25 protein-coding genes are annotated in these 26097 nt (G+C 45.8%); 5 read left to right on the top strand and 20 right to left on the bottom strand.

The features are described from left to right. Nucleotides 1-122 precede the first annotated feature (122 nt). Both EIZ58_RS19890 and dacB read right to left on the bottom strand, forming a co-directional pair. Nucleotides 123-1394 carry an ATP-binding protein gene (locus tag EIZ58_RS19890; protein ID WP_167577808.1) on the bottom strand — a complete coding sequence of 424 codons (1272 nt, stop codon included), beginning with the start codon at nucleotides 1392-1394 and terminating at the stop codon, nucleotides 123-125. A gap of 121 nt (nucleotides 1395-1515) precedes the next feature. After that, entirely contained in the window at nucleotides 1516-4380 is a 2865-nt protein-coding gene (gene dacB / locus EIZ58_RS19885; RefSeq protein WP_134702606.1) for a D-alanyl-D-alanine carboxypeptidase/D-alanyl-D-alanine endopeptidase, read from the bottom strand. A 223-nt stretch (nucleotides 4381-4603) separates the two neighbouring features. Here dacB and EIZ58_RS19880 point away from each other — a divergent pair, with 223 nt between their 5' ends. Both EIZ58_RS19880 and EIZ58_RS19875 read left to right on the top strand, forming a co-directional pair. Continuing rightward, complete coding sequence (locus EIZ58_RS19880) at nucleotides 4604-5134, top strand: DUF8052 family protein (protein WP_134702605.1); 531 nt, start codon at nucleotides 4604-4606, stop codon at nucleotides 5132-5134. Continuing rightward, complete coding sequence (locus tag EIZ58_RS19875) at nucleotides 5131-6750, top strand: carbon starvation CstA family protein (RefSeq protein WP_134702604.1); 1620 nt, start codon at nucleotides 5131-5133, stop codon at nucleotides 6748-6750. The genes EIZ58_RS19880 and EIZ58_RS19875 overlap by 4 nt, the downstream gene beginning before the upstream one ends. Nucleotides 6751-7322: 572 nt before the next feature. Here the strand turns inward: EIZ58_RS19875 and EIZ58_RS19870 are convergent. Continuing rightward, nucleotides 7323-7937, bottom strand: coding sequence for a class D sortase (locus EIZ58_RS19870; RefSeq protein WP_240689215.1), 615 nt, complete (start codon nucleotides 7935-7937; stop codon nucleotides 7323-7325). Then, on the bottom strand, nucleotides 7934-8680 hold the full coding sequence (locus tag EIZ58_RS19865) for a hypothetical protein (protein ID WP_134702603.1): 747 nt from the start codon (nucleotides 8678-8680) through the stop codon (nucleotides 7934-7936). The genes EIZ58_RS19870 and EIZ58_RS19865 overlap by 4 nt, the downstream gene beginning before the upstream one ends. A 327-nt stretch (nucleotides 8681-9007) precedes the next feature. On the opposite strand from EIZ58_RS19865, the gene EIZ58_RS19860 reads away from it, so the two are divergent. From EIZ58_RS19860 to EIZ58_RS19850, 3 genes are all read left to right on the top strand, one after another. Beyond that, the gene (locus EIZ58_RS19860; RefSeq protein ID WP_134702602.1) at nucleotides 9008-9286 is read left to right on the top strand and encodes an ArsC/Spx/MgsR family protein; all 279 of its coding nucleotides are present in this window, start codon (nucleotides 9008-9010) and stop codon (nucleotides 9284-9286) included. An 85-nt stretch (nucleotides 9287-9371) separates the two neighbouring features. Beyond that, nucleotides 9372-9893, top strand: coding sequence for a sensor histidine kinase (locus tag EIZ58_RS19855; protein ID WP_134702601.1), 522 nt, complete (start codon nucleotides 9372-9374; stop codon nucleotides 9891-9893). Between the two features lie 33 nt (nucleotides 9894-9926). After that, on the top strand, nucleotides 9927-10340 hold the full coding sequence (locus EIZ58_RS19850) for a DUF4395 domain-containing protein (protein ID WP_134702600.1): 414 nt from the start codon (nucleotides 9927-9929) through the stop codon (nucleotides 10338-10340). 32 nt (nucleotides 10341-10372) lie between these two features. Here the strand turns inward: EIZ58_RS19850 and EIZ58_RS19845 are convergent, their stop codons facing one another. The 16 genes from EIZ58_RS19845 to EIZ58_RS19770 all read right to left on the bottom strand — a co-directional run bounded on the left by EIZ58_RS19845 (nucleotide 10373) and on the right by EIZ58_RS19770 (nucleotide 25841). Further along, on the bottom strand, nucleotides 10373-11272 hold the full coding sequence (locus tag EIZ58_RS19845) for a glycine betaine ABC transporter substrate-binding protein (RefSeq protein WP_240689213.1): 900 nt from the start codon (nucleotides 11270-11272) through the stop codon (nucleotides 10373-10375). A 27-nt stretch (nucleotides 11273-11299) separates the two neighbouring features. After that, nucleotides 11300-12133 (bottom strand): ABC transporter permease, encoded by an 834-nt coding sequence (locus EIZ58_RS19840; RefSeq protein WP_134702599.1) that lies wholly within the window; start codon nucleotides 12131-12133, stop codon nucleotides 11300-11302. Beyond that, nucleotides 12130-13359 (bottom strand): quaternary amine ABC transporter ATP-binding protein, encoded by a 1230-nt coding sequence (locus EIZ58_RS19835; RefSeq protein WP_134702598.1) that lies wholly within the window; start codon nucleotides 13357-13359, stop codon nucleotides 12130-12132. Before EIZ58_RS19835 ends, EIZ58_RS19840 begins: the two co-directional genes overlap by 4 nt. 15 nt (nucleotides 13360-13374) lie before the next feature. Continuing rightward, a complete protein-coding gene (locus EIZ58_RS19830) occupies nucleotides 13375-14217 on the bottom strand; it encodes a tyrosine-type recombinase/integrase (RefSeq protein ID WP_167577807.1) in 843 nt (280 codons plus the stop codon). A gap of 306 nt (nucleotides 14218-14523) precedes the next feature. Beyond that, the gene (locus EIZ58_RS34500; RefSeq protein WP_240689212.1) at nucleotides 14524-15699 is read right to left on the bottom strand and encodes a superoxide dismutase family protein; all 1176 of its coding nucleotides are present in this window, start codon (nucleotides 15697-15699) and stop codon (nucleotides 14524-14526) included. Between the two features lie 153 nt (nucleotides 15700-15852). Next, entirely contained in the window at nucleotides 15853-16278 is a 426-nt protein-coding gene (gene fabZ / locus EIZ58_RS19820; RefSeq protein WP_134702596.1) for a 3-hydroxyacyl-ACP dehydratase FabZ, read from the bottom strand. Between the two features lie 138 nt (nucleotides 16279-16416). Beyond that, on the bottom strand, nucleotides 16417-16716 hold the full coding sequence (locus tag EIZ58_RS19815; RefSeq protein WP_240689211.1) for a DNA-directed RNA polymerase subunit beta: 300 nt from the start codon (nucleotides 16714-16716) through the stop codon (nucleotides 16417-16419). A 12-nt stretch (nucleotides 16717-16728) separates the two neighbouring features. Continuing rightward, nucleotides 16729-17541 (bottom strand): flagellar hook-basal body protein, encoded by an 813-nt coding sequence (locus tag EIZ58_RS19810; protein WP_134702595.1) that lies wholly within the window; start codon nucleotides 17539-17541, stop codon nucleotides 16729-16731. Between the two features lie 19 nt (nucleotides 17542-17560). Further along, entirely contained in the window at nucleotides 17561-18436 is an 876-nt protein-coding gene (locus tag EIZ58_RS19805; protein ID WP_134702594.1) for a flagellar hook-basal body protein, read from the bottom strand. Nucleotides 18437-18500: 64 nt separating this feature from the next. After that, nucleotides 18501-19499 carry a rod shape-determining protein gene (gene mreB / locus EIZ58_RS19800; RefSeq protein WP_134702593.1) on the bottom strand — a complete coding sequence of 333 codons (999 nt, stop codon included), beginning with the start codon at nucleotides 19497-19499 and terminating at the stop codon, nucleotides 18501-18503. Between the two features lie 146 nt (nucleotides 19500-19645). Next, complete coding sequence (spoIIID, locus tag EIZ58_RS19795; RefSeq protein ID WP_134702592.1) at nucleotides 19646-19936, bottom strand: sporulation transcriptional regulator SpoIIID; 291 nt, start codon at nucleotides 19934-19936, stop codon at nucleotides 19646-19648. 430 nt (nucleotides 19937-20366) lie between these two features. Continuing rightward, nucleotides 20367-21098 (bottom strand): M23 family metallopeptidase, encoded by a 732-nt coding sequence (locus EIZ58_RS19790; RefSeq protein WP_134702591.1) that lies wholly within the window; start codon nucleotides 21096-21098, stop codon nucleotides 20367-20369. Nucleotides 21099-21193: 95 nt separating this feature from the next. Beyond that, complete coding sequence (locus tag EIZ58_RS19785) at nucleotides 21194-21313, bottom strand: anti-repressor SinI family protein (protein ID WP_370297734.1); 120 nt, start codon at nucleotides 21311-21313, stop codon at nucleotides 21194-21196. Nucleotides 21314-21453: 140 nt separating this feature from the next. Beyond that, a complete protein-coding gene (locus EIZ58_RS19780; protein WP_134702589.1) occupies nucleotides 21454-22665 on the bottom strand; it encodes an exo-beta-N-acetylmuramidase NamZ family protein in 1212 nt (403 codons plus the stop codon). Nucleotides 22666-22671: 6 nt separating this feature from the next. Continuing rightward, on the bottom strand, nucleotides 22672-24717 hold the full coding sequence (locus EIZ58_RS19775) for a glycoside hydrolase family 3 protein (protein WP_134702588.1): 2046 nt from the start codon (nucleotides 24715-24717) through the stop codon (nucleotides 22672-22674). Between the two features lie 5 nt (nucleotides 24718-24722). After that, nucleotides 24723-25841 carry a serine hydrolase domain-containing protein gene (locus tag EIZ58_RS19770; RefSeq protein WP_240689209.1) on the bottom strand — a complete coding sequence of 373 codons (1119 nt, stop codon included), beginning with the start codon at nucleotides 25839-25841 and terminating at the stop codon, nucleotides 24723-24725. Between the last annotated feature and the right edge of the window lie 256 nt (nucleotides 25842-26097).

Raw genomic sequence — 26097 nt, 5'->3', positions numbered from 1 at the left:
GAATGAGGTCTGGATTCGGACCGGATTAGGCTTTTGGTCACTCCCCTGTAGCTCACTACCAGCATTCGACAAAAACCGGGGAGTGACAGGCACTCACTGAAATAAGCCTGCGAGAAAGGATCTCACAGGCTTTTTTTACTTTGATATTCACTCGACAAATTCCGAGGGTTGACAGTGGTCACCACCGATGATGGCACCGCCAAGGGCAACAGTACCACCACAGATGTCCCCTGCTGAGGCTGGCTATGTATCATCATCTGGCCACCATGGTTTTCCACAATTTTATAGCTTATGACTAACCCAAGGCCTGTTCCCTCCTCCTTGGTCGTGAAGAAAGGCTCCCCGAGGCGATGGATCTCGCTTTCTGGGATGCCTACCCCTTCGTCGGCAACGACTACAGACACCTGTTGGCCTTCTGTTTCCGTTAATTCAATCGTTAGCTTGCCTCCACCCGGCATGGCCTCGATTGCATTTTTAAACAGGTTAATAAATACCTGCTTCAGTTGATTGGCCTCACATCCCACTAGAAATGAACCCTCCGGATAACAAGTCTTCATTTGTACATTTTTCAGATTGGCTTGCGCTTCAAACAAAACCACGACATCTTCAATGATTTGTTTTAAATCATTCATCCTAAACGAGTAGCCTTGAGGCTTAGCTAAAACAAGAAATTCACTTACAATCAAATTTATCCGGTCTAACTCTGAAAGCATAATTTGAGCATATTTTTCTCCTAGCTTTGAACGAAAGAATTGAATAAATCCTTTTAACGTGGTCAGGGGATTTCGAATCTCATGGGCTACCCCTGCTGCAAGCTGGCCTACCACCGATAATTTCTCCGAACGGCTGAAACATTCCATCGTCCTTTTCATCTGAGTAATATCACGCGCCACGGTAAGGATGGATGGTTTTCCTTCATACATGATGGGAATAGAACGAATTTCAGTTTCTACTATTGAGCCATCCGGCCGGATATATTGATGTTCTCCAACGATTTCTTCGTTTCCTTCCTTACATCTTAGAAGTCGGACAAACGTTTCTTCTCGCTGTGACGGATGAACTGTCTCCCATATCGACTTACCAATAATACCATCCTTATTAGAAAGACCAGAAAGCTCTAACCCCGCTTGATTGACGTACACAAACTTATCATCACGATGAATGCAAACCGCTACAGGTATATTCTCCACTAGCCAACGGTAACGCTGCTCGCTTTGTTTCAACCTTTCTTTGGTTAAAAAGATATACGTAATAATGGCTAATGCCCCGAAAAGAAGGAACGTATCTAGAATCTCCTTACCTAATTTAAAATGAGCATGTGCGTACAGAAGACATATAGCTGCTGAAACACCTTGAGAAACCATGACAAGCACGGTCATCTTTCCCCACGACATAAATTCACCTCTCTCTAGTTCAACTACCTTTATATCAGCTTTTCCGTTTGAGAGAGAGGGCATACTAGAGTTGGTAAATATAAAAGGCTAACCTGAAGTCATCTTCAAGTTAGCCTCTCTTTTAGGCTGCTGGCGGCAGCTCGGATTCCTCTGTTGGCTCTTGCTCTGCTAGCACTTCCTCTTCCACCAGCGGTTGATAAGTCAGAAGCGTTAGCAAAATGGCCTCTTGTAGCTCTTTCATGACTTGCTCCTCTTCAGCTAAACCGTTCATAATCAGAGATACAGACAGCCTTTCACCTTGATTGGTCATGACATACCCTGCAAACGATCGGAGACCCTTTGACACCCCCGTACTTGCGAGAATAGACTCCTCCGTAATTGGCACTCTCACCACATCGCTGGCAACCGAAAGGATGGAATCAAAGCTTGAATGAGAAGCTAGCAAATCTAAGACCCCTTGAACTTGACGTGCAGACAGAAGATTATAACGCGTATGTCCGGATCCATCTCGAAGCAAATAAGTCGTGCTCAAACCGTTTTCCTTCATAAAATCCGTTACGACTTCTATCCCCTTCGCCGTAGACCCTGCTCCTTTTAACTCAGCGCCTAGAGTCTTAGTGATCATCTCGGCATAGTAATTATCATGAGCTTGATTCAAGTAGGTCACCATCTCACCCAAAGCAGCCGAGCGGTGCTCCTCCACTTTTATGGCATCCAATGGTGTCACCGTCTTCAATACTAGACCCTTAGAACTCAGCTTCACTCCATTGGCTTCTAATTTCTCAGCCAACACGGCTCCTGTATACAAAGCAGGATCATGCACAGGAACCTTACGGGTTGCAGCTTCGGCGGAAATCGGAAGATTTCCCGAGATCTTAATGACATTTTGACCCCGAACTCTTTCAATCTTTAAGGTGTTGGCTTCCCGTGTGGAAACCGTCTTCGCCTCATTAACCACCTCAACAAACCTCGTTTGGGGTAAAAGGGTAACTTGGATGGCTTGACCCTCTTTCTTTCCTGGCTTATAGTCCAAACGAACGGTTGCTCCATTCAGTCCCACCGCACTCATCTGCGGATTCGACTCCTCACTTTCATCATCCCAAAACCATCCTAAAGGATAGCGCTGTTGATCAAAATAAGATTCATCGACAAGGACATTTCCGCTAACCCTTTTAATCCCTCTGGACTTCAAGGCTTGGACAAGCTGTTCCAAGGTTTCTGTGTTCAGACTAGGATCCCCGTAGCCTTTTAGAATAAGGTCACCCTCAACCGTACCCGACTCCACAGGACCTGTGATATAAAGCTCCGTTTTGTAGCGATACCCCTCCCCCAGCTTCTGTAGAGCCGCACTGCTCGTCAATATTTTGACAATCGACACCGGAGTCATCAGCTTATCCGCTTGTTGCTCGAAAAGAATTCGGTTTTGATCCTGCGACTTTACCACGAGACTAGCGCGAACATTTTTCACCATGGGATTTTGTAGGAGGCTGTTCAACTGTTCAGATAAAGCATAAGAATTCCTGTTTCTTGCCACTGGCTCAGTGGGCAAGACCTCCCCAGCTAAAGCTATACAGACAGCATCTTGTAAATCTCTAGCATTCTGAGATGTATGAATTCCATTTAACAGAATGGAAAAAGCAAGCTGATCCCCGTTCGCAGCCGTAACATATCCTGACAAACCGTTCACACCGTTCATGGAACCTGTCTTAGCATAAACCTTTCCTTGAGCTGCCGTATTCTTCATCCGCGAAGATAGGGTACCATCCACTCCGGCAATGGGAAAAGACTCTTTTAAAGCGGCCCCATACTTCTGCGTGCTCGCATAGCTTAAGAGCTTCGTCATATGGTCAGCGGTAATCCAGTTATACCGGGATAGACCCGATCCGTCCTCTTGGTGGAAATCGACCGTTACGCCAGCTTTTTTCATCATGTCCGCAATAACCTTAACACCCGCTACTGCACTACCTTCTTTTCGAATCTCTGCCCCTAAAGTCTTCAAAAACATTTCCGCATAGAGGTTATCGCTCGGCTTGTTAAGCTTAGAAGTTAGTTCTGCCAGGGGAGCGGAATAGTGGGTTCCAACCCACTCACTCTTTTTATCCAGGACTCCCTTTACAACCTGACTGTTCCGGTGAAAAGTAATTCCTTTATCCATCAATTGATGCTTCAATACATTCCCTACAAACAACGCAGGCTCTTCCATAGTTCTAGCAACCGAGTACACCGTGGCTCGATTTCCCATCGTTCCTTTAAAAATCACCCTATTTTGAGCAAGCGGTCGATCCGCCGTAATCGAGCGGGTCGTTGCATCCGTAATGACAACCTGATTCTCAACGGTCATATAATCATTCTTTGGACTCATCGTCACCGTCGTCAACTGGCCTACGGGATGATCCGCAGTCATCGTGTATGTAATAATATTGCGGTTTAACGCAAAAGCACTGATCTGTGCACTGTAGTCATAAGGCTCATCATCCCACATCCAACCAGAGCCCAACCGCTTCGAGTCAAAGAAGGTTTCATCCATGACTAGGTTCCCGTTGATCGAACGAATCCCCATGTCTTCAAGCTTATCTACAAAAGTTTGGAGATCCTCCGTTGTAAAGGAAGGATCCCCGTAGGCTTTTACGATGATGTCTCCCTTCAACTCTCCTTCATCTGAAATTTTCCCTTTAACATAGACCTCTGTCTTGAATTGGTAATCTTCACCTAACTGATCCAACGCTGCTGTAGATACCCAAACCTTCATATTGGAGGCGGGAATCAGAGGGGTGTTGGGGTTATGCTGGTAAACATACGCTTGATTCGTCAAGTTATAAACACTAAGACCTGCGTAAATCCCTTTGCTGCTTTCCGCCTGCTCCAAGTCATAAAGGAGCTTGTCCAACTGGGCCGCGATTCCTTCGGCATGACTTTTCTCCGCTAACGATACACCTGGGAAAACGACTTGGATGAAAAGCATGAGTGCAAGGAGCAATCTAGTCATCTTCGTAAAAACCTCCTCATGTTAGTATGAATGTTATGCCTAAATCTAACACACGTCTAACATATGAGAAATGCTACTTTTGGGTTATATTACCAATATTTACATGGTAGGAATTGCCTACTTTAGTTTGAAATCAATATATATTCAAATTTATTTTGATAATTTTACCAATACCGAATATAATATTATTGTTTTAGGAACCCCAGTTAGAAGGAAGGTTGCCATGGAAAATCAAACCCTCAAGGAATATGTGCATAAACTGGCCAATCGTTATGTAGCATATTTTGATGTGTATCGCGATGATTACATAGGAAGCATCCCCTTAGCTTTCAAGGCCCTCTACAAAAGAAGGGATGAGCGCTACCTCATGACGAAGACCATTAAGGTCTGGGGCGTTGAAAATCAGCAAGCTGTCTTTGTATCGACCTCCGATACTCCCGTCACCCAGGAGTTTATCCATAGATTCCAGAACGATATGAAAGATAAAGTTGACCAATTTGTCACCCATGACAAGGATCATATGTCAACAATTCTTTTAGGGGTTATCGTAACGGATCAACCGGTACCGGAGGAAGTGAAGAAAGGAGTGAAGAACTACCGTAAAATCAAATGGATTCGTTATGGCTTACACGGTTGGGCTGAGCTTTACATCGCTGTCGTAGATTTAAAAGTTGGAAGCGTTTACGTTAATCCTAAGGCACAGAGCTTTGTGGAACCCTTTCAAAAACTTTTAACCGAGGAGGATAAATCTTGAACTTATTAACCCTTTTATTAATTTCTGGCGTCATCTTCCTTATCGCCTACTTTACGTACGGACGATTTATTGAGCGTAAGCTTATGATTGATCCCAACCGTGAAACCCCTGCAAACACCATGTATGACGGGGTCGATTATGTCCCTGCTAAAAAACCGGTCTTGCTCGGTCACCACTTTGCCACGATTGCCGGAGGTGGTCCGATCGTAGGGCCTATCACGGCTGCTTTATTTGGTTGGATTCCTGCCGTGATCTGGATTATTCTTGGCAGCATTTTTATCGGTGGTGTTCATGACTATACTTCTCTGCAAGCTTCTATCCGTCACAAGGCGAATTCCATCGGAGCGATAATTAAAGAATATATTGGAAAACGAGGCCAATTGCTGTTCCTCATTTTCTCCATCGCAACCCTCATTCTGATCGTAGGTGTCTTTATCATCCTCGTAGGCAACACTTTTGCCGCTGTACCTGAAGCCGCAACCGCTTCTGCGTTGTTCTTAGCTTTAGCCATTGTTTTCGGCTTCCTAGTCAACCAAATGCGCATGAATCTCGTGCTTGCTAGTGTCCTTGGAGTGGCAGGTATGCTAGCCTCTGTATGGCTTGGACTCATGTTCCCTATTTCGCTTAGCGCTACAGCCTGGTATCTCATTCTCGTAGGTTACGCTTATTTAGCATCGGTTGCTCCTGTTTGGCTGCTGCTGCAGCCTAGAGATTACCTCAACTCCTTCTTGCTTTATGGCATGATTGCTGGAGCTGCGGTAGGTATTCTCTTAGCCGCACCCGCGATCCAATTCCCTGGATTCACAGGCTTCTATAATGAAAAATTAGGGTACTTGTTCCCGATTTTATTTATCACCATTGCTTGTGGAGCCATTTCTGGCTTCCACTCTCTTGTATCCTCCGGTACCACAGCGAAGCAGCTGGACAGTGAGAAAAACGGAAAGTTTATCGCTTACGGCGGAATGCTGCTCGAAGGGTTCCTAGCCATCATCACGGTTGGAACGGTAGCTTATCTTTCCCAAGCCGAGTTTGCCGCTCGGATGGAAGCCTTAGGCGGACCGATCGGTACGTTTGCTGCGGGAATCGGCTACTTTATGTCACACTGGGGGATTCCTGAAAAAACAGCCGTTACCTTCACCGCCCTTACCGCTTCCGCGTTCCTCTTAACGACCCTGGATTCTGCTACACGTTTAGGTCGCTATGCGGTTCAAGAATTGGTGGAAGATCGTTCTCCTGCGTTGGCTAGAAATAACCACTTCAGCACAGGAATTGTCGCAGCCGGTGCAGCCGCTCTTGCTTTATCCGGAACATGGAGCTCGGTATGGCCATTGTTCGGTGCAGCCAACCAAATGCTTGGGGCTCTAGCCTTGCTTGCCGTGACTGTTTGGCTGAGCAAGATGGGGGTTAAATCCTATTTCACAGCGATCCCGATGGTCTTCATGTTTGTTGTGACCATCTCCGCCTTGCTCGTGTTAATCCAAACCAATTTCGCCAGCGGAAAGTATTTCCTAGCCTTCTCGTCATTGGCCCTATTTATTCTTTGTATCGTCCTCATCCTCGAAGCATGGAGAAACTTCTCCTCGCTCAAGGGTAAAGATAATACCGTGAAGCTTTAAAGCTGAAAGCACAAAACCAGCAGAGCCGATTGCCCTGCTGGTTTTGTGTGCTTTACAATGGAATATTCGGTTGGAAAAACAAGGTACAACCATGCAAACCACCTAGTTATAGACGGATGGACCATCATCCGCTTTTCCTACGACCAAGTAGTTGAGCATACCCTCATAAGGCCCCAAGAAGTCCGCACCTTACTCTCCTCTCTAAATTAGTTCCCATCCCCGGTAAACAGCGTATCCATACTTATCAGTTAAACGAAACAGCAGTCAAAAATCCACCCTAGCGAGGGGCCGAAAGCAGACTTGCTCCTTATTCGCTAGTGTTAGTTACGCGGTCCGATTAACGGTCACAGCTTCCTCTCTATCCGTGGAATTACCTCCCCCTTTATACTCTCTAACCGGAGCTTCCGCTTACTGCCTGGCGAGGGGCAGTAAACGGAATTCCTCCCGTTATTCGCTAGTTGTTGGTTTATCTCCCGTTGCAATCCTCGGGTACCCCCCCTTCATACTCTCTCTAACCGGAGCTTCTCCGCTTACAGCCTGGCGAGGGGCAGTAAGTGGACTTGCTCTTAGTCTCATTTTAATTTTGCCGTTAGAATATACCTATTCGGTGCCGCTCCTACATAATCGAAAGGATAACATGTCACTACAGTCAGAATAGCTTCAGAATGGGGAACAATCACCGTCCGATCTTCCTTGTCTACGATTCGTTGTTCAATCACATGGTATGAGAACGTTCCAGCTACGGTTTGCACATTAATCACATCTCCAACCTCGACCTCCCCCAATCTGCGAAATACCGTATCTCGATGCCCTGCGATGACCGCGTTATCGGACTCACCAGGTAGTACACTGCCAATATAATGCCCTACTCCTTTCGCAAGTTCTTTATTTCCCGTTCCCTCAATGAGAGGAAAAGATTCTTTAAGCTTAGGAATCTCTACTTTTCCAATCAACTCCCCTTGTTTTGGTCTTTTACTATAAAGAGGCGGGGGCCCTCTATCCACTTCAGCTACTACTTCCACCTCATCTACTATTTCCTCCCCCTCTATCACCTCTACATATCCAACGACATCCTCCCATTCTTCTAACCCCGCTTGAACCTGATCATCTGCAAGGCTAATTTGGTAGAACGAGATTACCATCAGCAATAGCGAGAGAAAAAAGCCTCCTTTCACCAACAACTTCATGTTTTATCAGCCCGTATTCTTATTCTCCACCAACCTAATCCTGTAGCAAAGAGAGCTAAACTACTTAAAAGCATAAGGTTATACCATGGACTAGCCGTATCGGGAAGCCTTCCACCATTTATAGTCCCCACTTGTTGGATTGGATCGGATGCTACGACCTCAGGATTTTTAACCGGTGCTGTTTCCGAAATGAGTTCTTCAACCTTTGGTACAGCAGGTTGTTCTAGCTCCCCTTCAGGCTGCTCTGGTTTGGGCACTTCATCCCCAACGGGCGGATCCTGCTTACTTTCTTCTACAGGCAGTACCGCCTCAGCACAACTCGGACCAATTACTGACTGGGTAAATATATCTTGTCCTGCTTTAAAAGCAGTCGTCATTTCAAGCCCTTCACAATTTCCTTTTACCTTAATCCAAAAATCTAGAGAAGAATCCACCTTAACTGGTATATCAAATTTGATTCCCGTAACATTCGTTGTTGGATCTGGTTTTATCATCACCTCGAATGCATGTGAAGCTTCCACAATCTCCAAGCTTGGATCAACCGCTAAGCCCCAGTGACTGAGATCGTGCCCTTCACCAGATCCCTTGATCTGATAATGAAACGTTGTAACATCCTGATTCGCATCATATACTCTTTCTTTTAGTTCGATGGAAAAATAATTTTGGTTTTCTGCACCTGTCGCACTAATCAAAAAGAATACCATCGCAAAGATACTTAAAAAGGTGAATAATGGCTTTTTCATATTAGTTACTACCTCCACTTATTTTTAGTATACCTATCGTTTTATGAGACTATTATTCTATTAACCTAATCCTCACTCCTATTCTATTGATTTGCCGGCTTAACTAGAGTTAAGTATACTAGAACGAAAATGAAAAATATGTAAAAATACCACAGTAATTAACTTGGAGTTTTGTCGAAATCAGTGTATTATTATTATGAATATTTGACAAAAGAGGTGACCCTAGTGTCTAAAGAGTGGTTAGTATTGAGCAAAGTAGGCTGAGGCCCCTGTACCCAACTGAAAGCGTGGCTTTCAGATCATCAAGTTCCATTTCATGCCCAAGACATGATTAAAGAAGCACCCAGTAAAGAAGTGATCGCCCAAATTGCATCAGAACAACCTAACGGAGCCAAGGGCTTATTAAGCCCCATTAAAGTGGAACAAAATGACCCTTACTATGTAGCCCATATTAAAGGTCAAGAGGATCAATTAACTGATGAACAGTATATTGATTTATTTCATCGATTCCCTGATCTATTAAAGAAGCCTATTTTACTTGGTCCTACCCAAAGTATCATCGGCTTTAATGAAGATAAACTAAACGCAGTATTTTGTAACAGCTGATAGTTTTCCCACGTGTTTCGGTGAAACACTAGGTAGAGAATAGAAGCGCTTCTGTCCAAATGCAGCCTTATTCGGAATTCAAGGCTTGGCTTACCTAAATAAGACCGAGGAAATCAAGGCCTATCTCAATGATTTAGGAAAAGAGCTTCAGCAGGTCAATCAGTTCATGACGACGAACCCTATTCTTTCTTCCATCCTCCTCTCCAAAAGTGAGGCGTACAAAGAGCAGGAAGTAGAGATTCAGACTTGCATCGAAGCCAATCTTAAAGAGTTGAACATGAAGCCTATCCATCTCATCAATATTGTCGGAAACTTACTGGATAATGCGCGCGACGCGCTCCTTACCACGGATCTAAACAAGAAGATCATTTACGTGTCCACTATAAAATTAAATGATCAAGTAAGAATTACGGTGAGGAATGAACGCCCCATTTTAGATGAAGAAATGATTGAAAAAATACTCGCTAAAGGCTTCAGCACCAAAGGGACAGATGGGTTAGGCCTCTCCATTGTTCAGAATATGAGTGCGCTTTACCATGCCGATTTCCAAGTATACAGTGAATTTGAGGGCGGCACTCGATTTGAAGTGATATTTCCTTTAAAATAGATCTAACTACATCTTAGGAAGGGGAATACACCGATGAAGGAAATTCCTATCCCTTATGTCCGAGCGAATCAGTGGGGTATTGTGATCTTCATTTTGGCAGGAATCCTCTTGCAGCAGTACACACTGATCGTCGCCTTATTCATCATTCAGATCATCGGCTTTCTTGGGGGAATCCAATGGAACCTCTTCGTCCAAGTGGCGAAGCCTTTTCTTAAGGATCGACTGCAGCATGCCGAAACCGAGGCACAAGAACTGCAACGGTTCAACAACAGTATTGCCATCATTCTTTTAGCCGCGTCCACGCTAGCCTATTCCGTAGGTTTGACCACCCTCAGCGTGGTATTAGCCGGGATGGTGGCCTTGGCCGCGTTTGTTGCCATCTGTGGTTACTGCATCGGTTGTACCCTTTACTTTCAGTATAAGCAATGGAAACTCAGAAAAAGGTAAAACCCTCTCGCATGGAGAGGGTTTTATCTTCTTTATTCACCTTTCATTTCTTTGACGCGGTCCGGATTTGCTTCCACCCATTCCTTCGCGACCTCTTCAGGCGTAGCGCCGCCCTCAATCTTTACGATCATCTCCTCGATGTCTCCCACCGGCATGCTCCACTTGCTTAGGAAAGCAAAAGCTTCTGGTGCTTTTTCTTGCAATCCTTTATTGGTGATGACATGTACCTCAGAGGCTTCAAAGAACCCTTTTGAATCAGGCAAGACCTTCAGATCAAAATCTACAAACATCGGGTGCGGACGCCAACCGACAAACAAAACAGGCTCCTTTTTGTCCATTAAACGTTTCGCTTGAGTCAACATGCCTGGTTCAGAAGATGCGGCATATTCTAGCTTCAGATCATAGCCCTCAATCATTTTCCTAGAAGTTTCAGTGATCCCTGCCCCTTCTTCAATCCCATAGATCGTTCCGTTGAACAGATCTTCTTTTCCCACAAGGTCGTCTATCGAGTTAATATCCTCCATATACGTTGGCACTACCCATCCCAGCTCCCCATCGGGATAACTGATGGCTGTATCTACGAGCGTATCTCCATACTTCTCCATGTAGTTCTTATGCATATCCGGAAGCCACGCGTCCATGAAGATATCAATATCGCCTTTAGAAAGTCCGGTATAAACCACCCCGGCATCGGCTTTCTGCACGGAAACCTTATAGCCCATTTCTTCTAATAAATGCTTCGCTACATACGTAGGGGGAACGGTACTGGTCCACGGGGTTTCTCCGATGGTCAGCGCCACCTCCTGATTAGTTGCCCCAGATCCTGCTGCAGGTTCTGCCTGCTGATTCGTCTCTTGTGCTCCACCACATGCAGCTAAAACTAGGGCAGATATTCCAATGATGCTTAATCCTTTTTTAAATAGATTTCTCACGTTAAAAACACCCCTTATTTATATAGGTTAAGTTGCCTTTTTCCCAATAGCTTCTGTTACGCGATCCAAAATAATGGCGAGAACTACAATTCCCAATCCACCAACCAACCCAATTCCTACATCGACTCGGGAGATACCCGCCATAACAATCGATCCTAGCCCTGGCGCTCCAATCATCGAGGCAATAACCGCCATGGATAGAGCTAACATGATTGTCTGATTGACACCGGCCAAGATCGTTGACAAAGCCATCGGAAGCTGGACTTTTACGAGCATCTGCCAAGCTGTACAGCCAAACGCCTTCGCTGCTTCAACTACATCCTCTGGAACTTGGCGAATCCCTAAGTTTGTAAATCGAATGGCAGGTGGTGCGGCAAACACAAAGGTAGCAAAGACAGCTGGAACCCCTCCAATACCGAACAAAAGAATGGTCGGAATGAGATAAACGAAACTCGGCAGGGTCTGCATAAAATCAAGAATCGGTCGCATGACGCGATCTACTCGGTCGTTTTTGGCACTCCAGATTCCTAAAGGGATTCCTACCACAATAGAGAACAACGTAGAAACCAATACAACGGCTAAGGTTTGCATAGCAGGCTGCCAGATATCTACCGAACCGAGATAAAGAAGTCCAAGTAAACTAAAAATCGCAAGCCCTTTTCCTGCTGTACGCCAAGCCACCAGTGCAATCACGACAGCGATCAGCTCAGGTGGAAGCCATATCAGGAATCCTTCGAATCCTTTAAGAAAAAAGGAGATATACTTACTAATTTGATCAAAAAAGCCGCCTAGAGTCGGGATCAACCAATGATCCACAAAGCCATTCGTCCAATCGGCTAACGGTAATTGAAAATAATTCACGCCGAGTTCACCTCCTTCGTTGAGTCATTCTCAGCAGGAGTGGAGTCGTTATCCATCGCCAACGCTAGACCAGATAGAATCGATACGCGGGATACAATACCTTTAAACTTGTCATTCGATACCACGGCGATTGGATATCGAGCTTCCGCTGCAACGCCAAACAGTTCACTCACCGGGGTATCCGGATCGGTTACATGGTAGTCCTGTGTCAACATGTCTTCTACCCAGCGGTTTTCCTTCACCGCTTGAAGAGCTGCATCAATCGTCAGCAAACCTTTCAGCTTTTTCTCCTTATCGACAACGAAAAGACTGGAAATTCCCTTCTCTTCCATCATCCGTATTGCTACACGAGGTCCATCTTTCCAAGTGGTGACAACGTCCGGCTGCTTCATAACATGGGAGGCAAGCAGCACCTTCGAACGATCGACGTCCTGTACAAAGGTAGAGACATATTCATTGGCTGGGTTTGTTAAGATTTCCTCCGGTGTGCCAATTTGCACAATTACGCCGTCTTTCATAATCGCGATGCGGTCCCCGATTTTCAAGGCCTCATCCAGGTCATGCGTAATGAATAGAATGGTTTTCTTTAATTGACCCTGTAGTTGTAAAAGCTCATCCTGCATTTCCTTGCGAATGAGGGGATCTAATGCACTAAAGGCTTCATCCATCAACAATACATCTGGATCATTGGCTAGAGCCCTTGCAAGTCCTACTCTTTGCTGCATTCCTCCGCTGAGTTCTTTAGGCTTCACTTGTTCATATCCCTTAAGACCCACAACCTCGAGAGCTTCTCTTGCTTTTTTCTCTCGCTCCTCTTTTGGAACTCCTTGAACTTCCAAACCAAACTCTACATTTTGCAAAATGTTTCGGTGCGGAAACAACGCAAAGTTTTGAAAGACCATTCCCAGCTTTTTTCTCCGCGTCTTCATGAGCTGATCCTGATTCATCTTCACAATATCCTCACCGTCAATCAGGATTTGGCCGGATGTCGGCTCAATTAGCCGATTAATCAGTCGAATAAGAGTCGATTTTCCACTTCCCGATAACCCCATGATGACGAAAAACTCTCCTTCTTGAATGTCAAAGGCTGCCTTATTAACCCCAACCGTCATTCCCGTATCTGCAAATATTTTTTCTTTTCCCTCACCACGCTTGACGCGTAAAAGGGCTTCCTGCGGTTTTTTCCCAAAGATCTTATATAGATCCTTTACAACAATTTTACTCAAGAAACTCACCTCCGTTTATTCATCTAGATATCGGACTACACTTTTAATGGTCAGATAACCTGACAACCTCATAATCAGATCTAATGGTTCGTTCCTTTCTACCATCCTTCGGCAATAGGTATGCCGCAAAGTTTTACAAGAGAGCGGAAAACCCATTTTCCCGCTAAAGCCTTCGATCACGAATTGAATCGAACGAGGTTGCATATATCCAGATCTTTCAGTGACAAAAAGGAAGACACTTTCCTGATGAACCTTTTTTTCGGATAACGAGCGATGCTTCATCCACTCTAGCAGCTTAACTTGTAATAAGGGAACAATCGGAACTTTTCTAGCAGCCGTTTGACCTATCACAATCTGCCCTTGCTCAATGGACTGATATTGGAGCGAAGAAATCTCCTCCACCCGCAAACCCGCATGAAGCATAATATAGACGAGGGCTTCGTTCCTTGCCTTTTTTACAGCATTCCGCTCTTCGCTGACGATGTTTAACAGCTTCTCTTCCTGCTCAACGGTCAACCAATCCCGTTGCTCCTTTTTCATCTCCACGAATCTAAGGTGTTGGGCCACATTTTCCTGCAGCATTCCTTTTTCCACAGACCATTTTAAAAATGAGCTAATAATCGATATCCTTTTGTTAATAGTTGATATTTTCCTGCCTCTGCCGACCATTTCATCGCGGAATGAAATGACATCTTCTTGACTCAGCTCTTTCAACGTCTTTTCCTTCGTTTCCATCCAGAAAAGAAAGTGCCTGATTTCGGTCAAGTACATCTTCACTGTACGTGGTTCTTTCTCATCGCTGATAAAGAACTCATAGCTCCTAAGCAATGCTTCGTGTACAGGCCAGAGAGGTATCACTCTATTCACCTGCCTTTGCTGCCGTAAATACTATGATGAATCAGTTGTTCTATCTAAAAGTATAGGGACTTTTCCTTCCTTTTACAATTTTGATATTCCTTGCAATATCTGAATATTATCTAATATATAAGGGTGAGGCTAGATTAAATAGAGGATCCTTAAATATCTTCCCATATCGTATCTTATCCTCCCATATGCTCCCGAATTGTTTAAAAATTCCATTTACTGTAATCAGCGATGAATTTGCGAGCGATCACACAAACCCTCGAAAAAGAAAAACCACCGTTAACGGTGGTTTTTACTACATTATTGAGGAAGATTTCCGCCTGCGATTCGAGCTCCCGAGTCGCCAGCTGGATCGGTTTTATAGTCATCCGGACCTGCATGGATGATGAGGGATTTTCCATAAATGGAGTTAGGTTGACCCTTTTCAAGGCTAATGCCATTTACTGGAATAAGAACACTAACGTTACCATTGCTGTCTGCAACAAGGTTTGGAAGATCTCCCGCATGAGCTCCTTCTGGATTATCGTGACCATGCTTCTTGCCCTCTGGGTTAAAGTGGCCTCCCGCTTTAGCAAAATCATTATTCTCGATTTGAGCGGAATGGATATGGAATCCATGCTGTCCATTAGGAGTCAAACCAGAAGCTACTACTTTGGCGACCACTTGAGGCCCATGGTTGTAGAATGCAGCATACCCAATTTTTTCGCCCTTGGCATTGGCTAATTCGGTATAGACCGTCCCAATCTGGTGCTGCTCTTCATCGGTAATAAAGTACATATGAATATCATAGTGAGGAATTTCGAATCCAGGATGCCCGACAGGCTGGAATTCAATATCCGTATGCACCACTGCCGGAGACGGTAATCCTTTCATTCCCGGAATATCAGGATAAGATTTTCCTTTAACAAAATCGTCCTGAGCGATCATATATTCTAAAAATACAAGTCGACCTTCATGGACCCCATAGATCGGACCTAACGGCATCTCAGCCGGATTGGCCCAATGCTCGCCCATGGCAGGAACAACCGCACCTGGCTCTAAATTAATCGTTCCTTCCGGCAACACTAAAACATAGGCTTCTTTTCTCTTATCATCCCATGTGACTCTACCATTTACAGCGCTACTCAAATCTTGTATCCAAGCTGTTGCCTCACCGTGAGACCACTTCACATTCGAAATCGTCTTTCCGTTGAAGGATACAGACTTCTTGTCTGCTGATACGCTATACGACTTGTTAAACAAGTCAGCAAAAGCCTCTACCGAAACATAGTATTTTCCATTTTCAACATGATTCGCTCTCGATTTAATTTCCAGACCATTGACTAAAGCTTTAGTATGTAGTGCAACCTTCTCAGCTTGCTTCACAGCAGCTGCTTGAACAACCGTACCCGAATGGGCATGTCCTCCGTGTGCAGAAACGACACCACAGGTAAAAAGTAAAGAACTTGCTAAAACACCAGTTAATAATTTTTTCATCAGCTATACCAACCTCACCTATATGAATTATGTCTCTATAGTAAAATTGTAACATAAGTAGCATAATATAGGAAGTATGTACTATTATTTATCATGCGAATTTTTTCAATAAAACAAAAAGGAGCCTCCGCACTTGGAAGCTCCTATAGTTGTTTATTTTCCAATGGCAAACATCAAATCGCCTTCTACAGCGATTTTATCTCCCACTCTGGCAATCGCATGACCTTTCCCAATTCCTCGGCGGAGAGTGGTCATCTCTACCTCCAAAGTCAGCGTATCACCCGGGCGGACTTGTTCTTTGAAACGAAGGTTATCAATTCCTGCGAAAAAGGCTATTTTCCCTTTATACTCTTCAACACTCAAAACCGCTACCGCCCCTACCTGGGCTAGGGCTTCAACGATCAAGACGCCAGGCATAACCGCATATTCCGGGAAATGTCCTTGAAAAAAAGGTTCATTGATGGTTACATTTTTCACTCCAACCGCACGCTTACCTGGGTCGTTTTCAAGGATCTTATCAATCAGTAAAAAAGGATATCGATGAGGAATAATTTCTTTAATTTGTTCGATATTTAGCATGTTTTTCCCTCCAGTATTTAACTACATAACAAACTTCGACAAAAGCTAAACTATAACTAACCTCCCAAAGCCCGGCCGGCTAACGGGGTTAACATAGAAGGAGCACAGTCTTCCCCTGTGCTCCCCGCTTACAAACTCCTAGCTTGTCTTAAAGACCAGATTATACATATGCTTATAAGTATCAGCATGAAACACGTCTGTGACTGGACCTTTTCCCACTACACTGTATCCGGCCGCTAGACCCCCAACCAAGGACACGAACAGAAGAAAAAGCGTCAGAAAAAATTTCACAAACCATGGTATTCTCCTTCTCGAAGAATCCTCGCCTGATTTCGACTTGGATTTGGATTTGCTCCTTCTGCTTTCCCGACTCCTTGTTCTTTCTTCCATGGTTTCTTCCCCATATGGGGAGGCAGTTACCTGTGTTTGCTGTTGCATTGCGATTACTCCCTATCTTCCATAAATGTTATTGATCGTTTGACCCATTTCATTAATAATGGTCAAAGCACGAGAGTTCAACTGGAACTGTCGCTGCACTTCAATAAGTGAAGCCATCTCTTTCGCCAGGTCTACATTGGATCCTTCAAGAAAGCCCTGTTTGACTAAGACTTCGCCATTCTCCCCGACCTGTACGGGTTCAACGCCTGGCGGTACGCCATATACATGCTCCCCTAACGGAATAAGCGCTTGCCGGTTCGGAACTTTGACGAGGGATAGCTGCTTTCCAGAGTCGATCACGTTGGTAGGATCAGCCGAGCTAATAAAACTGATTTTTCCGCTGGAGTCTACTGATAGCTTATAACCTACCGGGATTTCAATGATCTCTTCATTGCTATCCAGCACACGTCTGCCATCGGTGGTGCCTAACACCATACGCCCATCTCCATGGTTTATGGGTTGAAAGGACCCCATACGAGTTAGACGAGTTTCTCCTTGATCTCCTTGCACTTGAAAAAAAGCATTTCCCTGTAAGTATAAATCCGTCTCCACGTCGGTTTGGATCATGGCCCCAGCCTGCATGTCATAGCGATGCAGATTGGCTACAGCCCCCATACCCACCCTTAGGTGTAAGGGAGTCATTCGTCCTGTCTTGGACGGAGCTTCAGGCGTGGCTCGATGCTGGTCCGCTAGGATGGATCCAAAGGAGATCTCTTGGCCTTTATAACCATGTGTGTTGGTATTAGCTACATTATTCCCTATTGAATCCATCTTTATCTGTGCAGAACGCATGCCGCTGACCGCATTAATCATAGACGTATACATCGAACTCACCACCCTGACCTTAGCTTAAACGAGAGGATTCAAACAATCTTTCTAATGTTTGGTTGTAGGCAGACAGGACCTTTTGGTTGCTTTCAAACGATCTGGCCGTTTGCGTTAAATCGACGATGGTCTGTTGAACGTTCACGTTAGACCGCTCTACAAATCCCTGCTTTAATCGGACGAGTTCCCCAGCCGAAGCAGGCGCTTCTTGCCCCTGCCAGCGAAAAGCTCCATTTTCTGTTTTGATCAAATTATAGGGGTTGTCCACTTGGACGACTTGAAGCTGGATGGGGTAAGGCTGTTCGTTCGGATCGTTTGGAGTGCTCTGGATAGCTTGTCCAAACTCATCATAAAGGTAGCCTCGTTCATCGATTAGAAACCGATCGTTGGCTAAAGTGATCGTCTTGCCTTCACTATCCAACATCAGGCTTCCATCTGCGCTCACCAGTTGATTCAACGCGTCTATCGTAAAATTTCCGTTTCTTGTATAGAATGTTTCCCCATTCTTCTGTACGGCAAAGAATAGCCTAGATTGAACTAGGCGTCCATTCTGCTCCGTAGACGGCAGATGGTCATCCATGATGGCCAAGTCAAAGGGACTACCCGTTTCTTGCAGGTCTCCTTGCTTGAAATCAGGAATCATCTCATGGGTGTACACCCCTTGCGGCAGCTTGCCCAATGGAAGCTTCTGTTGCCCCATGACCGGCGCATTCGGTGGTAGTGGTGACCGATTACTCTGTACCGCCGAGATCAAATATTCGGGAAACGAACGAAAAACAGCCTCATCTGCCTTATATCCGGTGGACTGACTATTGGCCAGGTTATTGGTTAATGCCTCAGATCGACGTTGGTTGGCGATCATACCTGAAGCCGAATTGTAGATGCCCCTCAGCATATGGAGTCCCCATTTCACGTATGTATGGTATTCCTATTTTAACATATTCTGAGAGGGCTTGTCCTTAAATGAATTGACGTCTTGGTCTGTCTAAGTTTTCCAGCATAATTCCTGTCCCTTTAGCCACACAGAACATGGGCTCTTCTGAAACGAGCACAGGCACGCGCAATTCTTCAGCCAAAAGCTTGTCCATACCGTGGAGTAATGCGCCTCCCCCCGTCAGCATGACGCCCTTATCAATGATATCCGCGGATAGTTCAGGCGGGGTTCTCTCTAATACATTCTTAGAGGCTTGTACAATATGGGTAACCGATTCAGCCAGTGCTTCATGAATTTCATGTGAGTATACTGTAATGTTGCGAGGAAGCCCTGATACCATATCACGACCTCGAATGTCCATTTCATCCTTACGGCTTCCTGGAAACACCGTAGCGATTCCCTTCTTGATGTCTTCTGCTGTTCGCTCGCCGATCATTAATTGATATTTTTGTTTAATATAGCGCATGATGTCGAGATCAAACTTGTCCCCAGCGATTTTAATAGAAGAGGCGGTGACGATATCCCCCATGGACAGTACTGCCACATCGGTCGTCCCTCCGCCAATATCCACTACCATGTTTCCGCTCGGTACAAAAATATCCATACCCGCGCCAACGGCTGCGATTTTTGGCTCCTCTTCTAGATATACCGTTCTTGCACCGCTGCGTTCCGCGGCTTCTCTAATTGCTTTTTGTTCTACTGAGGTGATATTTGTAGGGCAGCAAATCAAAATTCGGGGACGGACGAAGAAGCTCTTTACTCCGATTTTCGCGATAAAATGCTTAAGCATAGCTTCGGTAATTTCAAAGTCTGCAATCACGCCATCACGAAGCGGTCGAATCGCCACGATATTACCCGGCGTACGTCCAACCATCCGATAGGCTTCATTACCCACCGCCAACACTTTTCTAGTCATGCTATCGATAGCGACAACCGATGGCTCATCTAGCACAATTCCGCGTCCTTTTACATATATTAATACATTAGCCGTTCCTAAATCGATTCCGATATCCTTCCCTAACATTGCAAGGTCCTCCCTGTACTGGTTCATCTATGTGAATGCTATTCTAGCGATTAGTAGCTCCAAAGGTATATACTTCGATGCGGAACAAGGAATTCCTTTCGATTATTCGACATTTTTTCGACAGAATGTGACGGGTGACAGGCACCTTATGCCAATTCTTCGGTTGCTCCTTTCTTCTGGCTTTTGGTTGATTTTCTTTTATACTTGATCTTGGTGGCCTCTCCTCCGCGCAAATGACGGATGGATTTGTGGTACTCCAATATTTCTTTAACCTTATTAGCCAATTCGGGGTTGATCTCGGGTAGTCGTTCGGTCAAATCTTTGTGCACAGTGCTTTTAGATACGCCGAATTCTTTGGCTATCTTACGGACGGTGTTGCGCGTCTCCACTATGTAGCGACCGATCTTGATGGTGCGCTCTTTGATGTAATCGTGCACTCCCCTCGCCTCCCTGTTAGAGATAGTCTGATACATTATATTGAGACGAGAACGCATATATGCGCGAAAACAACAGAGAACGTTTAGAAAATTAATAAAATGGGGGTTGTCCGTGCATCTTGTGGGGGCTTTCGATCCTGTTGGGTGGTTCATAGATAGGTGGAACCACTTCAATAAGAGGAGATTTCCGGTTAATTCAAGGATGGATGTCCTTCAAGACCAATTAACCGTAGATTTACGACTATTGGGGCTGCTACCCTTCAATTTAGGTCCTCTCCAGCCAATTAACCGGAGCTACTGCGACTATTTCTCCCAACAACTCATCCACCAGAGTATTTAACCGGAAATCTACGACTAATCACTTAGGCCCCAACCAATCGCAACCTAAACAAAAAAGAAGGCACCCCCTCGGGCACCTTCTCTATATTACTTATTGAGCTTCATTTTTCTTGCTGTCTCTTGTAAGATACTTATCCGGAGAAACGGCTTGGCCATTCTCTTTCACTTCAAAGTGTAGATGGATGCCAAGATCCTTCTCAAACAAGTTGCGGCCGGCTTTGGCTAGAAGGGCACCTTGCTCTACTTCATCGCCGACAGCCACTTGCACACTGTCTAAGCTTTGGTATACCGTGGAAATTCCGTCGGCGTGCTCGATTTCTACGATATAGCCTACCATTGGATCTTTCTCAGCTTTGGTCACTTTACCAGGAAGAGCTGCCGTAACCTCGAACACGGCTCCATCCTTCGTGGCTAGATCGATTCCTGTATTCGGGAAATAGGAATCTTCATAATGGATCAGCGCTGCTGCTTTTACATCATCCTCGGCTGTTTCATCAAAGAAGTTCCTTACGATATCGAATTCTACTCCTTCAGCAACAGGCCAAGCCATTCCCTGCTCATGTGCATTCACTTCAACGGCTTCTGGTGTTACTGGTGCTGCTGCAATCGGTTGCTGTTGTGCTTGTTCCTCTCCCATGCTTACACCCGGCATCTCGGCTTGTTCAAGAGAATAATCACTTGAATCCTGATACCACATGATTAAAGCAAGGATAAGTGCTGCTGCTCCCATGTAAATTACTGGGAAAGTCCATTTCTTACTGAAGAACGCCTTCCACTTCGATTGAGTTGGTGGTTGGATTGGTTGTTTTTGTTCTCCATTCATTTATTCATCACCTCATCAACAATCTTCTCCAGTTCGGATAAGATTTAAACATGAGGCGTGTACAAAACCTAAAAAATTATACACCAAAAATTTTCTTAGATTCCTTCCTTCACTTGCCCACTCAAAAATTGCTGTATCTCTTCTAGCGAAATCCCCATATCCCTTGCTTCCTGAATAAGCTGCAGCCATTCCTGATCCAACTCTATTTTAGACAAACTGCCCATCCCCTTGCCCTATAAATTGAGACGAATTAACAGTACCTAGATAGTAATTATAGGGCTATTATACTAGAGTTACTTTCTTTTTGTCTGTCACTTCCTGTCGGCAAACTTAAATTTTTGTTAAAATTTACTACTTAATAGAGCGAATAGTCCTTTCGCACCCCTCGAAATTGCTTTAAATCTTCCTGCCACCTACTCACCATACTATCCACTGAAGCCCCCCGTTTTATCTCCTCCATGACCCATTCATTCCCTATCAATTGATTAAAGAACGAGCGAAACTTCATCTCATTCGGATAAAGCTCGTAGACTGCTTTCACTATAGCAAGACCCGTCTTCAAAGGCTCGTAAACTCCAGGTTCCACAACATGGATCTGCACCCCTTCACAGGCCTCTCCTTTATACTTAGAAAATTCGGGCGTGAAATAGGCCTCGCGAAAAAGGACTCCTGGCAATCCTACATCATTAAGCTTCCTTGCCAACTGTACGCCATCCACGAAAGGAGCTCCAACCAGCTCAAACGGCTTAGTCGTTCCTCTTCCTTCAGAAAGATTCGTTCCCTCCAACAATGCCGTCCCAGCATAAACGAGAGCCGTATGGGCTGTAGGCATATTAGGGGAAGGAGGAACCCAAGGCAGACCTAAGCTGGAAAAATCAACATGACGTTCCCACCCCTTCATCTTCACCACGGTCAGGTCACAGCCTATCCCAAACTCTTCATTAAAAAGCTGGGCCAGCTCTCCGACCGTCATGCCATGACGCAAAGGAATGGGATATCTGCCAACAAACGAAGAAAACTCTGATTCAAGGACGGGTCCTTCGATTACGTTACCCCCTAGAGGATTAGGGCGATCTAACACCACAAAGGGAATCTCATTTTCCCTCGCTGCCTCCATCGCATAGGCCATCGTATAAATATAAGTATAGTAACGAACTCCTACATCCTGAATATCAAAAAGCAACACATCGATGTCCTCTAACATGAGGGACGTCGGCTTCTTGGTTTCACCATACAAACTATAAACTGGCACCCCTGTTTGCTCATCATGGGAAGAATCGACCTTCTTCCCATCCTGTACATCACCACGAGCCCCATGCTCTGGCCCAAAAATCGCTTTTAACTCCACATCAGGATGCTCGTGTAAAACATCCACAATGCTCTTTAACCACCGATCAACCCCCGTGGGATTGGTAATTAGTCCTACTTTTTTCCCTTTCACCAAGTCCAACTGTTCCTCTAGTAGCACCTCAATCCCCAAACGCAGGGGCGCCTCAACCGCTTGTCCCACCCCTCCAAATAGAAAGAAACATAAAACAACGAGTAATCCAACCTTACCCTGTTTCAACTTCTATCACCTCGCCTGATAGCCTAGTCCATGTCCAAAAGGATATAAGATCCCGCCCTTACCATCCGGTATGGTCACAGGCAACCTTCCCTTAGGCTCTTCTACACCAAATAAGACCTTCGCCGTGGCTTGAGAGCTGGAACCTCGATGACCATACTGCACCAAGTAGCCATCTACCACCTCATGAATGGTCTCAATATCATATGGGTTGCGTAGCCCTACGGCGATAACCGGAACCTTCACGGTTCGCGCAATCTCTTTTACTAACTTCATCTGCGCATGGTCAGCTGCACGATCCTCCGCCTTCGAGGTATACGTCCCCACTACAACCGCATCTGCCCCCATCAGCTCGGCCCACTGGCGAAAAGAAGGCTGATAGGCTCTTATGCCGGAAGGATTAAGCTGAACCAGTGCCGTCCGTGGATGATGAGCTCTTAGCGCCTCATATAAATCCTCAATCGCACGAGCGCCTACCACGACGATCTTCCCCTTATTCTTCATCTTAAGTGGTAATACAGCTCGGTCATTTTTCACCAACGTAATCGACCTTAACGCCGCTTCCTCTTTGAGCTCCTGATGCTTTTTAGGTCCGATCCACCCTAAAGCGTTTTGAACGTGCTCCTTCAGGGTTGGAGGCGTTTCTTCTTTTAAAATCCCTCGTTGCAGCTTGAGTGTCAGAATCCGAGTAACCGATTCGTCCAAGCGCTCTTCTAAAATCTCTCCATCCATCACCGCTTGAAAGATTCCTTCAGCCACCTCGGCTAAGCCAACCGGCATCAAAACGATGTCTGCTCCAGCTTTTACCGCTCGAATCGCCGCATCCACAGGCCCGAAATGATCCGCGATGGCCTTCATATTCATAGCATCCGTTGTGATGACTCCTTGAAATTTCATTTGCTCACGCAAAATCTTCGTTAACATCACAGGAGACAAGGTTGCGGGAATCGAAATGTCCGTTCCATCCAGTTGAGACTTCACTTTAGTCGACTCAAGATAAGGAAACGTCACATGCCCCGTCATGATCGCATCAATGCCATGAGAAATCGCTTTTCGAAAAGGATAGAGCGCAAGCCTTTTTCCTTCCGCTAACCCCAAGTGGCTATCCACTCCGGTATCTCCATGCCCGGGAAAATGTTTACCGGTCGCGGCCAGACCTGCCTTTTGCAGCCCCTGTTGATACGCCACGCTCAAATCCGCCACCAAACTCGGCGTTTCTCCAAAAGAGCGAACCCCAATGACCGGATTATCCGGATTATTGTTCACGTCAAGGACGGGGGCAAAGTTCATATTAATCCCTAGCGCCCGAAGTTCTTCCCCCAAAGCCTGACCCACCCGAAAGGCAAGCTCAGGATCCCGCGTTGCACCAAGAGCCATCCCACCAGGGAAATCCGGCGCGAAAGGAAGGCGGGTGACGATGCCTCCTTCTTGATCGATAGCCATAAATAAGCCAAACTTCTCTGCCGCTTTCTGATACTTATAAGTAAGGCTGGCCGCTTGTTCCGCGCTGAGAAAGTTCTCTCGAAACAAAATCACCCCACCGATATGATACTTTTTCACCAGCTGTTCAATCTCTGGTGTAAGGGTAGTCACACTCTGATCCCCACTTTTTAAAAACTCAGGCATCAACATCTGCCCGATTTTCTCTTCTACACTCAATCCTTGCACCACACGTTCGATCACCTGTCCATAGCGGTTTCCCTGCTCAGGGATGACCACGGGCTTTCCATCTAGGTTTTGCACCGCAATGCGGTCCGAGAACTCCCCATCCGTTACGGTAATCCAAGTCTTCCCCTGTCGCCCACTGAAGGTGACCAACCCGCGATCATTGACCTTGGCAATGCGGGATTTAGAAGATTTCCACACCAGGTTATCCGTCGCTTTGATAAAATGCCCTTCCCGATAAAGGTGAATGGCCCTCAGTTGCAACTGGTTGTCTTGTACGCTGGCTTCAACCTGCGGAAGATTCTCCAGCAACACCAGATCAGTGTATGGACTTGTTGCTTTTACAGGGGTGGCGACGAACAACAAGACCACCAAAAGCAAAAACCTCATGAACACTACTCCTCTCTTATCGATGCTAACGCCAAGCGAGCTACCTGTTGCCGCAGTGGGTTAATCGACTCGGTTTCTCTCGTGGGATGAACCCGATTGGTAAGCAATATCACGACTAACTCCTCCTTCGGACTGACAACCAGAGAGGTTCCCGAAAAACCGGTATGACCAAAGGTGGAGGGATACGCCAACACGTCCATGTACCATTCCTCCCCCAGTTCCCATCCCAGCCCATGCTTTTGCGTCACGTTTTCTGGTGCTTGATTTTCCGTCAGCAGCTTCACCGTGTCCGGTTTCAAAAGACGAGTCCCACCCTTCGCTCCCCCATCCAGCATCATCTGGGCAAAGACCGCTAATTCTTTAGCCGTCGAAAACAAACCGGCATGACCCGCTACCCCATCCAACGACCAGGCATTTTCATCCTGAACTGTACCCCAGACCAAGCCTCGGCCTTTCTCTGGCTGGTATTCCGTGGCCGCGATGCGCCCTTGCTGGGTAAGGGGCGGATTAAAAAAAGTATCCCTCAGGCCTAAAGGACGGATAAGCACCTCATCCATATACTCATCGAGCTTTTTCCCCGACACCTTTTCAATTACACAGCCAATGGTAATCATATTGAGATCGCTGTAGGTGTACACCTCTCCAGGAGGATGCTGTAAAGGGTGCTGGAGAACAAAAGCCAACCGGTCCTCCCTGCCGCTCCCTTTTTCATATAGAGGAATCCAGGCAGGAAACCCCGACGTATGGGTCAGCAAATGGCGCAGGGTTACGCCCTTATGGGCGAATTCAGGAAGATGCTTAGACACAGGATCATCCAGCCTCACTTTCCCTTCTTCATACAGCTTCATCAACACAGTCGCCGTAAAAACTTTTGTAATAGAAGCCACATCAAAAATGGTATCTTCCTTCATTTCCTGTCGTTTACCCTCATAGTCCAAGGCATAACCATAAGCTTGGTGCTTCACGATCTTCCCTTTATGCTGGACCAATACTACCGCTCCAGGAATTTGATTCTCTTGAATCGCCTGATTCAAAAGATCATCCAACTCATCCGCCGATGCGAAGCCTTGCCCACAAAGCACCCCGACTACCAAACAACTCAGGAACCACCCTCTGACCTTCAACGCACCCACTCCTTTTTTCTCAGTTTTTGAAGATCATGGAGATTTCATCCAATTTTTTTGTAACCAAGTTCATGGTAGGTAGGCTTGGAGGGCAGCAAAACTCAGCTTTGGTGCCCTGATCCCGGCTTCGGCTCACTTAGAGGACAGCAAAACTCAGCTTTGGTGCCCTGATCCAGGCTTCGACACGCATTGAGGGCATTTAAACTCGGCTTTGGTGCCCTGATCCCGGCTTTGGTGCCCCAATCTGGGCTTCAGC

This window comes from Ammoniphilus sp. YIM 78166 (genome assembly GCF_004522215.1).
Taxonomy (GTDB): domain Bacteria; phylum Bacillota; class Bacilli; order Aneurinibacillales; family RAOX-1; genus YIM-78166.
This window is presented reverse-complemented; position numbering and strand designations above follow the sequence as displayed.